The sequence below is a fragment of the Anaerotruncus sp. G3(2012) genome (assembly GCF_000403395.2).
Lineage (GTDB): Bacteria > Bacillota > Clostridia > Oscillospirales > Ruminococcaceae > Anaerotruncus.
The window spans coordinates 30,483-46,028 of sequence record NZ_KE159680.1 but is presented as its reverse complement, the minus strand read 5'-3'; the positions used below and the strand labels follow the sequence as shown (position 1 = coordinate 46,028).

The window sequence follows — 15,546 nt, the reverse complement described above, 5'->3', positions numbered from 1 at the left end:
CAGATCATTCCCGGGCATCCGCCCCAGTTCCCAACATCCTAAAAATAAAGACCACAACTCAAGCTGTGGTCCTGTATTTTCCGGATCAGTGGGTCAGACGCGCTCTGCCTTTTGCTCTTCTGCGCGCGAGGACCTTGCGCCCGTTTCTGGTTGCCATACGTTTACGGAAACCATGCTCTTTCTTTCTCTGAAGCTTCTTCGGCTGGTAGGTTCTTTTCATTCTTAACCCCCCTCTCATCGTGGTCACTAAATTCCATATAATGGAATAGATCTGCTGACACGGATGCAATTATCCTTTTATACCTTGCAGATTAGCATTATAACCCATTTCATGCAGTTTTGTCAAGCCTTTTGCCCGATCCTTTCCGCAATGCGGTTACGGGGGCAGTGAGACAGCATCAGTTTGGTTCCAGACCAAACTGACAAGCACAAGCCCCACCCCGGCAAGCTGCGCGGATTTCTTCTTTCTTTCATAATTAAGAACCCGCATTCACAACCATTCGACACCGTCTGATTATGAATACAGGTTCTAAAGTTTTACTCAATTTTTTTCAAAAAATTGCAGTTTCCAAAGGCAGAGCCTTTGGTCGCTCATCGCAATGAGCGAAATACTTTATCCTGTGAAGCGCTTTTTTCGGGTGAATTGCCGCGAAGCGGTAAGAGGGGGCTTTTTGCAAGAGAAAAAGCCCCCTTAGGGGATTTCGAAACAAGAAGGGGCCCACATTCAAAAATCTGGTTTGGAACCACTCTTCCACAGTTTCAACTGTGTTTCTGTCTGCGGCGGGAAAAGTGGTGGCATACTATTATATAATTATATCAACATAGCCTGTTGAATACTTGAAACTTCCTCTAATTTGTGGTACAATATCGAAGTTACCGAATCTGGGGAAAGTTCGTGGAAAACCATCGTCTCCACCGGTTTTTTTCATGGATTTCACCTGTTATCCACCAAAGGAGCTGCATACATGGAATCATTTGCCGACCTGTTTGCCCTTGTTTTGGAAAACTGCAAGGGAAAAATGTCCGAAGTGGCGTTCAGCCTCTGGCTGAAAGATATCGTACCTCTGCGCTTGGACGGATCGACCGCCTTTCTCAAGGTGAACTCCGAATTTAAAATGAACATCGTAAAGGAAAAGTATACCTCAATTTTAAAAAACTCGTTTGAAGAGGTACTTGGGTTTATGGTCAATGTAGAAATCACCTGCGACCAGCCCGCGCCAGCACCCGTGGAACCGGCCCCATCTGTCGATCCGGATGGCTTCGCAATCGGTGGGGAATACGATTTCACCTTCGATACGTTTATTGTCGGCTCCTCCAACAAATTTGCACACGCAGCGTCTCTCGCGGTCGCCGCCAACCCTGCCAATGCCTATAACCCTCTTTTTATCTATGGGGCGTCCGGGCTGGGCAAGACGCATCTGCTCTACGCGATCCGCAGTGAAATCCGCAAAAACCGCCCCGATTATACCATCATCTATGTCAAGGGCGATGAATTCGCCAACGAGATGATCGAATCGATCCAGGACCATACTACCCCTCAGTTCCGGGAGAAATACCGGCAGGCAGATGTTCTGCTGGTCGATGACATCCAGTTTATCGGCGGTAAAGAGAGTACACAGGAGGAGTTCTTCCATACCTTCAATACCCTCTATGAGTCAAACAAGCAGATCGTACTCGCATCCGACCGGCCACCCAAAGAGATCAAAACACTGGAAGACCGTCTGCGGACCCGCTTCGAATGGGGACTGCTTGCAGACATCCAGACGCCTGACTTTGAAACCCGAATCGCGATCATCCGCCGGAAAGCGCAGCTGATGGACATCAGCGTACCGGATGACGTGTCCGAATACATCGCAAACCGGCTGAAAACCAACATCCGGCAGTTGGAAGGCGCAGTGAAAAAACTCAAAGCATATAAACTGCTTCAAGGGACCAGCCCTTCCATCGTAATTGCACAGAACGCAATCCGGGACATCCTGAACGACAGCCAGCCTGTGCCCGTAACCGTTGAACGGATCATCGCAGAGGTCGGCCGCACCTATGGGATCAGCCCACAGGATATCCGGTCCACCAAGCGCAACGCACAGATCTCCTCCGCGCGCCAGATTTCAATGTATATTGTGCGGGAGATCACCCAGATGTCGATGTCGATGATCGGGGAAGAATTTGGAGGGCGGGACCACAGCACCGTCGTTTATGCAACCCAACAGGTTGAAAAAAATATGGCAAACGACCTGCGTTACAAGGAAACCGTCGAGGATATTATCAAAAATATCCGGGATAGCTGAACAAGTTTTCCACCTTTTCCCCAGGTTTTCCACTTTCAACAATCCACAATCTGTGATTTTTGTGAATGAAAAAATCACTCTTCAACATTTTCCACAGAGTTTTCCACGTTTTCTCTACTTTCCAATGGGTTTTCCAACCATCATGTGAAAAAATCTGGCTTTCCAATCCTTCTCCACAACTTTTTCACCCTGCCCTTTTTTCCACTTTGATTCGTCAACCCGCTTCCCATGCGGTTCTTCAGATTTTTTCACATTTCCAGCCCATCTACTACTACTACTATTTTTATCTATCTATCTTTATAAGCAGCGGTACCGATTTCTCCCTGTGGAAACCACAAACCCAATCAAACGATAAACGGAGGTCGTTTTTATGCATGTCATCTGCAACAAACAACTGCTGGTAGAAGCCGTTTCAAACGTATCTCGTGCAGTCTCTTCTAGAAATACGCTCGCAGCACTTGAAGGCATATTGCTTAAAACGGCTGCGGGAACCATCTCCCTAACCGGCTATGACCTCGAACTGGCAATCACCACCGAAATCGAAGCCGACATCCGGGAACAGGGAGAGATTGTTCTGCCCGCAAAACTGTTTTTAGATATGATCCGCAGGATGCCAAGCGAACAGGTCAGCATCAAAACCGATGAAAAAATGCTCACAATTATCAAAGGAGATGTCACCGAATACACTATCCTGGGGATTCCTGCATCTGAATTTCCTGAGCTGCCATCCATTTCACAGACTACAGGACTCAACCTCCCTCAGCGCATCCTGAAAAACATGATTGGCCAAACCCTTTTTGCTGTCTCGACAAGCGATAGCAAACCGGTCCATACCGGTTCCCTCTTCGACATCCGAGGCGGAGAATTATATGTCGTATCGGTGGATGGCTACCGGCTGGCAATGCGCAAAGAACCGACCGGCTATCAGGAGGATTTGATGTTCATTGTACCGGGCAAATCACTTTCAGAGGTCGCCAAACTCCTGAAAGAGGAGGATGCCGACGTAGAACTGACCGTTTCAAAGCGGCATATCATCTTTCAGATCGGCAGCTATCATGTGGTATCCCGCCTTTTGGAAGGGGAATTCCTCGACTATAAAGCGGCGATCCCAAACGGATCACAAACCACAGTCCGGATCAATACCCGGGAACTGATTGGTTCGATCGACCGTTCTTCCCTGCTGATTTCAGACAATATCAAAAGCCCTCTGCGGCTCTATTTCCAGGAAGGGATGATCCGGATTTCCTGCTCTACCGCAATCGGTAAAGCATACGACGAAATTCCCTGCAAGCAGGAGGGCGCAGACGTAGAAATTGGATTTAACAGCCGGTATATGCTCGACGCATTGAAAGCATCCGAGGGAGACGAAATCCAGTTGATCCTCAACGGCCCGCTCTCCCCGCTCAAACTAACCCCGGTTGAGGGGGACAGCTTCACATTCCTCGTGCTTCCGGTCCGGCTCAAATCTGAATCCTGAAAATATTAGAGGCAATAAAAACCAGATCGTTTTATTATAAAAAAGGCTTTGAAAAGGAAATAAGATGGAACAAAAGATCAAAGTAGAAATCCATACCGATTACATCAAACTGGACGCCCTGCTCAAATATGCAGGAGCGGCGGAAACCGGAGGCCAGGGAAAAGAGATGGTCACTTCAGGGGAAGTCCGGGTAAATGGTGAACTGTGCAGGATGCGCGGCAAAAAAATCCGCCGGGGAGACCGGGTACAGATTGGCGGGAAAGAGATCGAGGTTATTTAAGTGAGGGTGAGCCGGATTAAGCTCTGTGATTTCCGCAACATCCGTTCGATGGAGCTGGAGCTTTGCGAAAACGCGAATATCATCTATGGGGACAACGGACAGGGGAAAACCAATTTTATCGAAGCAGTCTGGTTGTTCACCGGCGCAAAGAGTTTTCGCGGTGCAAAGGACAGCCAGATGATCCGGTTTGACTGCCCACAGGCTGCGTTAGAGCTGGATTTTTTTGGTTCTGGACGGGAACAGCAGGCAATGATTACGGTAGAAAGCCGGCGCAGCGCCTCGCTTAACGAGATACCGCTCCGGTCCGCCGCCGAGCTTGCGGGGCATTTTTGTGCGGTGGTATTCTCCCCCGCACATCTCACCCTGATTAAAAACGGCCCACAGGAAAAACGGCGGTTTATCGACACTTCAATCTGCCAGATCAAGCCCAAATATGTTCATATTCTGAACCAATATACACGTGTGCTCGACCAGCGTAACCGGCTGCTCAAAGATATGGCCTATGAGACCAGCCTGTTCAATACGCTGGACATCTGGGATGAACGCCTGGCGTCATTTGCGGCGGTGGTCATCAAAACAAGGGCGAGCTTTCTTGAACGGCTCAAACCGTTTTCACAGGAGGTTTATGCAGGGATTTCACGGGAACGGGAGACGCTCGATTTTCATTATGTCTCTTCCCTGCCCTGTGAACCCGGGTTGGGGATTCCGGAGATCGAACGGCAGCTTCTCGACCGGCTGCAAAACCAACGCAGCGAGGATGTAAAAGCACGAGTCACCATCTGCGGCCCGCACCGGGACGACATCGAAATCACCCTCAACGGGAAAAGCGCGCGGTCCTATGGCTCGCAGGGGCAGCAGCGCAGCTGTGTGCTTGCGCTCAAGCTGGCAGAATGTGAGCTGATCCGGGAGACCGTTGGGGAATACCCAGTCGTGCTGCTCGATGATGTGATGAGCGAGCTGGATGTTTCCCGCCGGGATTATCTGCTCAACAACCTGCGGGACCGCCAGTTGATTATGACCTGTTGCGACAAAGCCTATTTCAAAACGCTCGGGAGGGGGATTGGGGCGCGCATCCAAAATGGGGAGGTTGTGTCCTATCGGAACTATTAGTATCCCTTCTCTGGGTCAAATCATAAATTCAGTAATTGAAAAGCCGGGGACAGCTGGTGGGCAGCGCTTCTTCCCCAAAGGAGGAAAAGATGTATCTGCATCTTGGACAGGACACAGTCGTGCGTTCCAGGGAGGTCGTCGGGATATTTGACCTGGAGAACACGACTATATCCAAGCTGACAAAGGAATTCCTGACACAGGCAGAGAAGCAAGGCAGGGTGCGCAACGTTTCTTATGAACTGCCAAAATCATTTGTGATCTGCGCCTGGAAGGGGAAGCAGACGGTTTATATCACGCAGATTTCTTCCGCAACGCTCAAAAAGCGGGCGGGTTTCATTGATGGTATCGCAAATATCAGCCGGTAAACAGATACCGGCGGTTTTTTCGGAAAACGGAAAGGAGTAGTTTGATGGAAGATGTAAAGAATCTGCCTCAGCAGGAACAGGAATACGATTCCTCTCAGATACAGGTTCTGGAGGGGCTGGAGGCGGTCCGCAAACGGCCGGGCATGTATATCGGTTCAACTGGGGAAAAGGGTCTTCATCATCTGGTATATGAGATTGTAGACAACTCGATCGACGAAGCACTTGCGGGCCACTGTGATAAGATCACAGTCGAGCTTCTGCCGGGAGAGATCATCCGTGTGCGGGACGACGGGCGCGGTATCCCGGTCGGCATCCAGTCGCAAACCGGGCTTCCTGCGGTCACGGTTGTATTTACCATCCTTCATGCAGGCGGTAAATTCGGTGGAAGCGGATATAAGGTATCCGGCGGCCTGCATGGGGTAGGCGCTTCGGTCGTAAACGCACTTTCCGAATGGCTGGAGGTCGAGGTCTGCGACGGTGAACACCGGTATTACCAGCGGTTTGAATATGGAAAAGAATGTGAGCCGCTCAAGATCATCGGTGATACCTCCGAGACAGGCACACAGGTTGCATTCAAGGCAGACCCTCTGATCTTCCAGGATACGACCGTTTACCATTTTGATACGCTGTTGACCCGTCTGCGGGAGCAGGCATTCCTGAATGCAGGCGTACGAATCGAGGTGCGCGACCTGCGCGGAGAAGAACCGGTCGATGTTGACCTGCACTATGAGGGTGGAATCCGCAGTTTTGTCGAGTATATCCACCAGCGCAAAGGGGTGGAGCCGGTTCATAATGAGGTGATCTATCTTTCGGCGCGGGACGGGGATACGACCGCTGAAATTGCAATGCAGTATAACGACAGCTATAATGAGCTGCTGCTCTCATTCGCAAATAATATCCATACCACCGACGGCGGTACCCACGAGGACGGTTTTAAATTTGCGCTCACTCGGGTGCTGAACGACTATGCACGCAAAAACAACATCTTGAAGGAGAGCGATAAGAACCTGAATGGCGAGGACGTCCGGGAAGGACTGACCGCGGTGATCTCGGTCAAACTGACCGATGCGCAGTTCGAAGGGCAGACCAAGGCCAAGCTCGGAAATACCTCGATGCGTGCAATGGTAAGCGCGCTGGTAAGCGACAAGCTGACCACCTATTTTGAAGAAAACCCATCGGTTGCGCGGGCAATCCTTGAGAAGTCGATCAATGCGGCGCGCGCGCGGGAGGCTGCACAGAACGCCCGCAAGATGGCACGACGCAAATCCGCGCTCGAGACCGCTTCCCTGCCGGGCAAGCTGGCTGACTGTTCCCAGCGGGGACAGGAGGGTACCGAAATTTATATCGTCGAGGGAGATTCGGCGGGTGGCTCTGCGAAGATGGGGCGTGACCGTAAATTTCAGGCGATCCTGCCGCTTTGGGGAAAGATGCTGAATGTGGAAAAGGCGCGCCTGGATAAAGTCTATGGCAATGACAAGCTGATGCCGGTCGTCACAGCGCTGGGCACCGGGATTGGGGACGAATTCGACCTTTCCAAGCTGCGGTATGGCAAGATCATCATTATGGCGGATGCGGATGTTGACGGTTCGCACATCCGGACCCTGTTGCTGACCTTCTTCTTCCGGTTCATGCGCCCGCTGATCGAGAATGGCCATATCTGCATCGCACAGCCTCCGCTCTTTAAGGTCAGCCGCGGCAAACAGGTTCGGTATGCCTTCTCGGACGAAGAGCGTGACAAATGTATCCAGGAGCTTGCGCCGGATGGCAACGGAAAATGTGATGTTCAGCGGTATAAGGGCCTTGGTGAGATGGATCCGGAGCAGCTTTGGGAAACGACAATGAATCCCGCCAACCGGACAATGCTGCGGGTTTCGATGGAGGACGCGGTCAAGGCGGACGAAATTTTTACCATCCTGATGGGGGATAAAGTCGCGCCGCGTAAGGAATTCATCGAGCAGAATGCAAAATACGTGAAGAATCTGGATATTTAAGGAGGCGAACAGATGAGTGAGCAGGATTTTGACACCGAGATTGTGAGCGATACCTCCGAAGAGATGATGCAGGAGCTACTTGATGAAGCCGCCGCCGGGGATGTGGAAGTTTCCGAAATCCGGGAAACGGAACAGCGGCTGGCGAAGCTGTTCACCCTTACCTACCACATCCCATTTGAGGATTATGTCACATTCCAGATGATTATGGGCAGGGAATCAATCGAAAAGGGGAGGAAAAGGACCATCCTGCTTGGTTCTATCCAGCTGGCGTTCGGGATTATCTATCTGGCTGCACTCTGGTTTATGAGAATCCCTATGAATGGGCTTTCCTGGTTTATCGTTGCAGTGCTGATCGGGTCTGGTATCTATGGGCTTTGCTACTATCGGTTTTTTTACGAAAAAGCCCTGCGCAAGATGCTGAAGAAGCAATATGAAAGGGTTACCTATCTGCGCAGCGAGATTACAGTGGATTTCTATCCAAACCGGTTTATCGAACATGTGGGGGATCAGAAGGCGGAAACCTTCTGGCACACCATCCAGTCGGTCAGGACCAGCGAAAATCTTTATATGATTATGCTGGACGAAAAACGATGCCTCCTGATCCCAAAACAGGAGATACAGGCACAGGCCGGCGCGCTCAACGCGCTGCTTGAAGAAGTCTGCAAAAACTTTGAAAAGCCCCATCAGATCGTCAGTTAGGGCCTGCAAGCGGCAGGATTTACCCAAAAAACTGCCGTTGGACGGTTCGTTTGAAACTGACGCATCGGAACAGGAGATGAATACATGAGCAAAGAGAGAGGAAACGACAACGAAAAGGACGCGCTGTTTGTCCCGGACATTGTCGAACAACGGATACAGCAGGTGGACATCGAAAGCGAGATGAAAAAATCATTCCTTGATTATTCGATGTCGGTCATTGTCAGCCGCGCATTGCCGGATGTACGTGATGGCCTGAAGCCGGTACACCGGCGGATTCTCTATACCCTGCACGAAAACGGGCTTACTCCCGATAAGGCATACCGCAAATGTGCGGATACGGTCGGATCGGTGCTGGGCCGGTACCATCCGCATGGGGATGCATCGGTCTATGACGCAATGGTGCGCCTGGCACAGGATTTTTCTATGCGTTATCCGTTGGTCGACGGGCATGGGAACTTTGGTTCGGTCGATGGTGACCCGCCGGCTGCCTACCGTTATACCGAAAGCCGGATGAGCCGGATGTCGCTTTCGATGCTGACCGATATCGACAAGGATACGGTCAATTTCACCAATAACTACGACGACCGCCTCAAGGAACCGGTTGTCCTCCCCTCCCGTTTTCCGAACCTGCTGGTCAACGGTTCTACCGGGATCGCGGTCGGCATGGCAACCAATATCCCACCCCACAATCTTGGTGAGGTAATTGACGCAGTCAACCTGCTGATCGACAATCCGGATGCGGGATTGGATGAGCTGATGCAGCATATTAAAGGGCCGGATTTCCCGACAGGCGGGGTGATTATGGGCCGGGCCGGTATCCGGGCAGCATATGCGACCGGACGGGCCAGACTGATGCTGCGCGCCCGCGCCGGGATTGAGGAGATGAACGCCGGGCGGGAACGGATCGTTGTGACCGAGATTCCCTATATGGTGAACAAAGCGCGCCTGATCGAACACATTGCCGAGCTGGTTAAAAACAAGCGGATCGAGCAGATTTCTGACCTGCGGGACGAGTCCGACCGGGATGGTATGCGCATCGTAATTGAGCTGAAACGGGATGCAAATGCACAGGTGGTGCTGAACCAGCTCTACTCCTACAGCCAGATGCAGGATACGGTCGGTGTGATTATGCTTGCCCTGGTTGACGGGATACCCAAGGTCATGCCGCTCAAGGAGATGCTGACCCACTATATCGACTTCCAGGGAGAAGTTGTCACCCGCCGGGTTAAATACGACCTGCGCAAGGCAAAAGAGCGGGAACATGTGCTGGAAGGGTTGAAGCTGGTCTGTGACCATACTGACGAGGTTATCTCGATCATCCGGCATTCAAAGGATTCCAACGATTCCAAGGTCAACCTGATTGCCCGGTTTGGGATCACCGATATACAAGCGTCGGCGATCGTTGCCATGCAGCTTGGGCGGTTGTCCGGTATGGAGCAGATCAAAATCGAAGAGGAACTTGCCGCTCTGATCGAACGGGTGGCAGGTTACGAGGAGATCCTCGCAGATTATGGAAAGGTGATGCAGATCGTCAAGGACGAACTTTCGGTGATGCGGGAGAAATACGCCGATGAGCGCCGGACCGAGATTGTATCGGTCAGCGGAGAGGTGGATATTGAGGATTTGATCCCGGTCGAAGACTGTGTAATTACCCTCACCCATTTCGGCTACCTGAAACGCCAGCTGATGGACTCTTATAGAACCCAGCGGCGCGGTGGACGCGGCATCTCCGGCATGACCCGGCGAGAAGAGGATTTTGTCGAGGAACTGTTCGTCTGCTCGACCCACGATTATGTTATGTTCTTCACCAGCAAAGGACGTTGTTTCCGGCTGAAAGGATATGAAGTCGGGGAGGGATCCCGTACCTCACGTGGGACCAATATTGTCAACCTGCTCCAGATCGACGCGGATGAAAAGGTCACTTCGATGATCAAAGTCAGCGAATTCGATGAGGACCAGTTCCTTGTGATGGTCACCCGCAAGGGAATTATCAAGCGCACCCCGCTTTCTCAGTATAGAAATGTGCGCAAGGGCGGCCTGATTGCGATTGGGCTGGACGAGGATGACGAGCTTGCATGGGTTCGCCTGACTGACGGCAGCAGTGAACTGATCGTCGCAACCCGCCAGGGCATGGCGATCCGGTTTGACGAGCAGGATGCGCGGCCGCTTTCCCGTACAGCGCGCGGCGTGAAAGCGATCACCCTCGATGAAGGGGACGAGGTCATCGGTATGGCGCGGGTCCGGGATGGCGCTTTGGTTCTCACCGTTTCGGAAAACGGTCTGGGGCGCAGAAGCGATATTGGCCAATATCGTTTGCAGTCCCGCGGCGGTAAGGGGATCCGGAACTATTATGTTGAGAAAAACGGTATGGTTGCAGGGGTCAAGATGGTGGATGAGGATGACGACATCATCATGATTACCGATGACGGGGTCATTATCCGGATTCCAGTCAGCGAAATTACTGTGCAGTCGCGGTATGGCGGAGGCGTGCGCGTAATGCGGGTGGCGCAGGACAGCCGGGTGGTAACACTGGCACGCACCCCAAAAGATGAAGAGATTGCGGACGAAACCGGGGAATCTGATTCTGAAGGGCAGGAGGATACTGTGGAGCCGGAAGGCAAAACCGAATCGTAGTTCCTGAAATAGAAAAACCGCCCGATGCATAAAATGCATCGGGCGGTTTTATCTGTTATATCCTGAACTGTGATGGCGAGGTTGTAACAGGAAGGATTTCAGCCATATCAAAGGCGGGAGCTTGGTTCTTATGCAAGGGGGCTTTTTCACTTGCAAAAAGCCCCCTCTTGCCGCATCGCGGCAATTCACCCGAAAAAAGCGCTTCACAGGATAAAGTATTTCGCTCATTGCGATGAGCGACCAAAGGCCCTGCCTTTGGAAACCGCAATTTTTTGAAAAAAATTGAGTAAAACTTTTGATCTGCACCTTGCATTTTTTATTTTTCCGGTTGATCTGTTCGGGCTGGTGGGCGGATTGCAAGGTTGATTCCGACTGCCACCGCGATGCCAACCGTATTGTTCAGCGTCCTGCCCAGAGCATAGAGCCAGGGGTTCCCTACTGCGGTGGAAAGTACGATCACCAGATAGGTCACACAACCCATTACCGTGGCCCCGTTTTTTCCGATCACATTACAAAGCATAATCAACAGGGTGACTACTGCCGCTACCAGAAGCAGATGCAGCAGGTCGGAAGAATGGTAACGCCTGTCCAGCAGGACAAACAGTGCGCCAAAAATGCCTCCGATTACCGTCCCAATGATTCGGTTGACACCCGCCAGAAGGGAGTCCTCGATGGTGGGCTGCATCGCAATTACTGCCGCGATGCAGGCGAATGCCGGATCGCCGGGAAGAAACTGGTACAGCAGCAGGCAAATAAAGATTGCCAATGCGGTTTTGAGGTTGCGCATACCGACATGCAACTGTGGAATTTTACGGATTGGGCTTCCTCCTTTCAATCTTTCAAACAGCTTTCAGTGTGATCCGATCCCCTTCCTGAAGGATCGATGCGGTTTTCTCTCCAGCGGACAACGTAATCTCTACGAATGATGCTACGTCGCAGTCAGCTGCTCGATAAACAGACAGTGTCCCGTTCTCATCCACTGCAAGAACCGAATCATGGTCAATGTCGGAAAAGTCGAACAGGATCATCTGCCGATTTGCGGAGTCAAAATATCCCGCCTGGGAGCGGTGGAGTCCAGATCCCCAGGAACAGGTAAAATATAACTCGGACTTTCCATCCCTGTTCAAGTCGGCGACCGCAAAGGAAGTCAACCCATATCCTCCGAACCATTCTCCAAGCGGGTAGACAACATCTTCATACAGCAGATAGCCGGCGCAGGAGCTGTCAAACTTGAAAAGATGGAAGCCGTACTGGTCTGAAACCGTTTGCGGGGATATGCGGTAGCATCTGCCGGACTTCTCATAGCTGGTATTCTCCAGAAGTTCCAGAAACGGTTCCACTCTGTCCCCGGAAGGTTCCATCTGAAAGGTTACGATCTCTGTGGAATTTTGCTCCCCAACCTTTCCGCACCCTACGGACAAAATCAAAACAAGGATCAAAAATGCGGATAAAATCCTTTTCATAGATACACCTTTCTGTTTTCAGTTTATCCTGAAATGAAAAATACTAAGTTTATCATACCATTCTGATTTGTTTTTTTCAAGGGATCGTTCAAGAAAGAAATACCCGCGTTTTTCTAAACTGCGAATACATGTCAGAAAAGCGCGGGAAATGTTCGATTTTTTGGGTTCCCCGCTGCACGTTTAAGGCCAGTGTGACAGCTGGGAGAAAACAGATGAATTGTGAGAGGCAATCAGGTACTATTACAGGGTAACACCATCTTTAAAGATTGCGAGATCACGCATCCCATGCTGCTCACCGACCGTCCGTTCCCCACTCGCGACCCGCAGCACATAGTCAAAAAACGTCTTTGAAAGCTGATCCATCGGGACGCCTTCGATCGACTGCCCTGCATTAAAGTCGATCCATCCCGCTTTTTTCCGGCTGAGTGCACTGTTGCTGGCGATCTTCACGGTGGGCACCGGACATCCAAACGGGGTGCCGCGTCCGGTTGTAAAGAGCACGATCTGTGCGCCTGAAACAGCCAATGCGGTCGATGCTACAAGGTCGTTTCCCGGTGCTTCAAGCAGATTCAGCCCGTGTTCGCAGATTGGGTCGCCATAAGAGAGCACGTCGACCACGGTGCCGCTGCCGCCTTTCTGGGTACATCCAAGCGATTTGTCCTCAAGGGTTGAAATGCCGCCCGCCTTGTTTCCCGGGGAGGGATTTTCATAGATGGTCTGATGGTAACGGATGAAGTAGTCCTTGAATCCGTCGATCAATGCAACCGTTTTCTGAAATGTTTTTTCATCCCTGCATCGGTTCATCAGGATGGTTTCCGCCCCAAACATCTCAGGAACTTCGGTCAGGATCGAGCTGCCTCCCTGTGCGGTCAGCATATCCGAGAATACCCCGACCAGGGGATTTGCGGTGATGCCCGAAAGCCCGTCTGAACCGCCGCATTTCAGGCCAATCATCAGCTCCTGCGCAGAGCAGGTCTGACGCTTGAAGCTCCCCGCATAAGAGGCAAGCTGTTCAAGCAGGGAGAGCGCATCGGCGATCTCGTCATCGCTCTCCTGGCAGACGAGAAATTTTACCCGGTTCGGGTTGGTTTCACCGAGCACCTTTTTGAACGCGTCGAGATTGTTGTTCTCGCAGCCAAGCCCGAGCACCAGCACACCGCCTGCATTGGGGTGGCGCACCAGCCCGGCCAGCGCTTTCTGAGTGTTGAGATGATCCCCACCAAGCTGAGAACAGCCATACGGATGTGGAAATGCATAAATCCCGTCGATGCTTCCGCTCACCAGAGCTTGTGCCTTTCGTTCGATCAGGCGGGCAATCGAGTTGACACATCCTACTGTCGGGAGAATCCAGAGCTCATTTCGCACACCGACCCTTCCGTCCTCCCGCAGAAACCCTTCAAAGGTGGCGGGCGGCAGGGGTGTAGGCGGAGTGAGCGCAGGCTCATAGCGGTATGCCAATTTATCGTTCAGGTTGGTTTTCAGATTGTGGGTATGCACCCAGCTCCCCGCTGAAATATCGGATTTTGCCGAACCGATCGTGTAGCCGTATTTGGTCACGCATTCGCCTGCGGATATTGGACAGATTGCCATCTTATGGCCGGTTGCGATCTCTTCACATGCAGTCACGAATTTTCCGTTTGCTTCGACCGTTTCCCCTTTTTCGATTGTCCGAAGCGCAACGCCGACATTGTCCGCCGGGTTGATAACCAGGAATTTCAGCAGATTCATCCGACCGTCAGCCCCTCTTTCTGTTCGACCAGCGCATGGATGGCCGCTTTCATCCCCTTGGTTTTGATCTCATCAAGATACCCGGCAGCCATCGGGACAAACCCATCATATCTGGTCAGGTCCTCACCCCAAAATCCGGTCTGCGAGGCCAGCGCCTGTACAAATTCATTGGAGGACAGACGGGTGGAATGTTCCGCAAAAAATACGAGAGCAGCTGCATCATCCTTAATTTCGTAGGGCTGTCCATCCCGATTTCCCTGAAGGACGCCGTTTTCCAGCTTGTCCGAGGTATAAAATGCCATCAGGGCCGCAAAGGAGAAGGTCAGCAGATGTGGGAGCCTGCCGGATGTGTTGTAATAGTCACGCAGCGAAGGAAGGATACGCGATTTCCATTTTGAAACCGAGTTGAGGGAGATATCGAGCAGGCGGTGTTTGATGAACGGATTTTCAAAGCGTTCAAATACCGAATTGGCGAATGCAAGCACCTCTTCCCGCGGCAGCCTGACCCCCGGTACGATCTCCTCCATTACCACTGTATTCATGAAGGTTCTCAGGTCTGGGTCCTTCATGATCTCCCCGACAATCTCGAATCCGGCAAGATAACCGGCCAGGACAGTCGAAGTATGCGCGCCGTTCAGAATACGGACCTTGCGTTCCCGATAGGGGGTCTGGTCATCGGTGAAGATAACCGGGAGGCCCGCTTTTTCAAGTGGAAGAATATCTGAAATATCCCGCCTGCTCTCGATCACCCACAGACCGAACGGCTCCGCAGTGTCCACTAACTCGTCGATATATCCGAGCTGTGCGGTGGTTTCTTCGAGATTGTCGCGGGGGTAACCGGTTACAATCCGATCAACCAGTGTGCAGCAGAAAGTGCAGGATTCTTCTACCCAATTCCGGAACGTCTCCCCCAGCCCCCACAGCGAGATATACTGGTTTACGCAGTCATGAAGACGGTCCCCATTATGCTCGATCAGCTCGCATGGGATAATGGCAAGACCTTTGCCGGCATCGCCTTCAAATTTTTGGAACCGTTCAAACAGCAGTTTGGTCAGCTTGCCGGGATAGGTGGACGGAGGCTCGCTCTCAAACCGGTCGTCCGCATCAAATACGATACCAGCTTCAGTGGTATTGGAAATGATAATCTGGAGGCTTTCCAGGCAGGCGGTTTCAACCAGTTCCCCATAGGATTCGTAAGCGTCGATGGTTTTCTGTATGCTGGTAACAATCCGGGCATCATTCACAACCTTGCCATCCATCTGTCCCCGGAGGATTACGGTATAAAGGTTGTCCTGCTGGCGAAAACGCTCCAAATTTCCGAACGGGATCGGTTTGACCACTGCGATGCCAATATCGGAGACGCCTTTTTCATTGGAAATATCAACCATATAGTCCACAAATGCACGTAAAAAGTTGCCTTCACCAAACTGCATCAACCTCAGAGGGCGCTGCCTGACAGCGGCCATCTCTTTGTTAAGCGTTTTCATCCATCTATCCCCTTTTCTGCAAAA

14 protein-coding genes are annotated in these 15,546 nt (G+C 51.7%); 8 read left to right on the top strand and 6 right to left on the bottom strand.

Annotated features, from left to right (window positions below; translation table 11 throughout):
* Positions 1-85 precede the first annotated feature (85 nt).
* Positions 86-220: a 50S ribosomal protein L34 gene (rpmH, locus tag C814_RS21370; RefSeq protein ID WP_016317541.1), complete on the bottom strand. Its 135-nt coding sequence runs from the start codon at positions 218-220 to the stop codon at positions 86-88.
* 745 nt (positions 221-965) lie between these two features.
* Between rpmH and dnaA the strand changes: the two genes are divergently transcribed.
* The 8 genes from dnaA to gyrA all read left to right on the top strand — a co-directional run bounded on the left by dnaA (position 966) and on the right by gyrA (position 10,844).
* Positions 966-2,288: a chromosomal replication initiator protein DnaA gene (dnaA, locus tag C814_RS21365; protein ID WP_016317540.1), complete on the top strand. Its 1,323-nt coding sequence runs from the start codon at positions 966-968 to the stop codon at positions 2,286-2,288.
* A gap of 370 nt (positions 2,289-2,658) precedes the next feature.
* On the top strand, positions 2,659-3,765 hold the full coding sequence (gene dnaN, locus C814_RS21360; protein WP_016317539.1) for a DNA polymerase III subunit beta: 1,107 nt from the start codon (positions 2,659-2,661) through the stop codon (positions 3,763-3,765).
* Between the two features lie 64 nt (positions 3,766-3,829).
* The gene (locus tag C814_RS21355; protein WP_016317538.1) at positions 3,830-4,045 is read left to right on the top strand and encodes an RNA-binding S4 domain-containing protein; all 216 of its coding nucleotides are present in this window, start codon (positions 3,830-3,832) and stop codon (positions 4,043-4,045) included.
* A gap of 6 nt (positions 4,046-4,051) precedes the next feature.
* Complete coding sequence (recF, locus tag C814_RS21350; protein ID WP_147407936.1) at positions 4,052-5,155, top strand: DNA replication/repair protein RecF; 1,104 nt, start codon at positions 4,052-4,054, stop codon at positions 5,153-5,155.
* A gap of 89 nt (positions 5,156-5,244) precedes the next feature.
* On the top strand, positions 5,245-5,520 hold the full coding sequence (remB, locus tag C814_RS21345) for an extracellular matrix regulator RemB (protein WP_016317536.1): 276 nt from the start codon (positions 5,245-5,247) through the stop codon (positions 5,518-5,520).
* A 44-nt stretch (positions 5,521-5,564) separates the two neighbouring features.
* Positions 5,565-7,511 (top strand): DNA topoisomerase (ATP-hydrolyzing) subunit B, encoded by a 1,947-nt coding sequence (gene gyrB, locus C814_RS21340; RefSeq protein WP_016317535.1) that lies wholly within the window; start codon positions 5,565-5,567, stop codon positions 7,509-7,511.
* A 12-nt stretch (positions 7,512-7,523) separates the two neighbouring features.
* Positions 7,524-8,210: a YcxB family protein gene (locus tag C814_RS21335; protein WP_016317534.1), complete on the top strand. Its 687-nt coding sequence runs from the start codon at positions 7,524-7,526 to the stop codon at positions 8,208-8,210.
* A gap of 84 nt (positions 8,211-8,294) precedes the next feature.
* Complete coding sequence (gene gyrA / locus C814_RS21330; protein ID WP_016317533.1) at positions 8,295-10,844, top strand: DNA gyrase subunit A; 2,550 nt, start codon at positions 8,295-8,297, stop codon at positions 10,842-10,844.
* A 55-nt stretch (positions 10,845-10,899) separates the two neighbouring features.
* Here gyrA and C814_RS24365 read toward each other — a convergent pair whose 3' ends face one another.
* The 5 genes from C814_RS24365 to C814_RS21310 form a co-directional block, all read right to left on the bottom strand.
* A complete protein-coding gene (locus tag C814_RS24365) occupies positions 10,900-11,157 on the bottom strand; it encodes a hypothetical protein (protein WP_196809960.1) in 258 nt (85 codons plus the stop codon).
* Between the two features lie 3 nt (positions 11,158-11,160).
* The gene (locus C814_RS21325) at positions 11,161-11,631 is read right to left on the bottom strand and encodes an FUSC family protein (protein ID WP_016317532.1); all 471 of its coding nucleotides are present in this window, start codon (positions 11,629-11,631) and stop codon (positions 11,161-11,163) included.
* Positions 11,632-11,683: 52 nt separating this feature from the next.
* Positions 11,684-12,307: a hypothetical protein gene (locus C814_RS21320; RefSeq protein WP_016317531.1), complete on the bottom strand. Its 624-nt coding sequence runs from the start codon at positions 12,305-12,307 to the stop codon at positions 11,684-11,686.
* A gap of 240 nt (positions 12,308-12,547) precedes the next feature.
* Entirely contained in the window at positions 12,548-14,035 is a 1,488-nt protein-coding gene (locus C814_RS21315; protein WP_016317530.1) for a UxaA family hydrolase, read from the bottom strand.
* The gene (locus C814_RS21310; protein ID WP_016317529.1) at positions 14,032-15,522 is read right to left on the bottom strand and encodes a tagaturonate reductase; all 1,491 of its coding nucleotides are present in this window, start codon (positions 15,520-15,522) and stop codon (positions 14,032-14,034) included. The genes C814_RS21315 and C814_RS21310 overlap by 4 nt, the downstream gene beginning before the upstream one ends.
* Positions 15,523-15,546 lie beyond the last annotated feature (24 nt).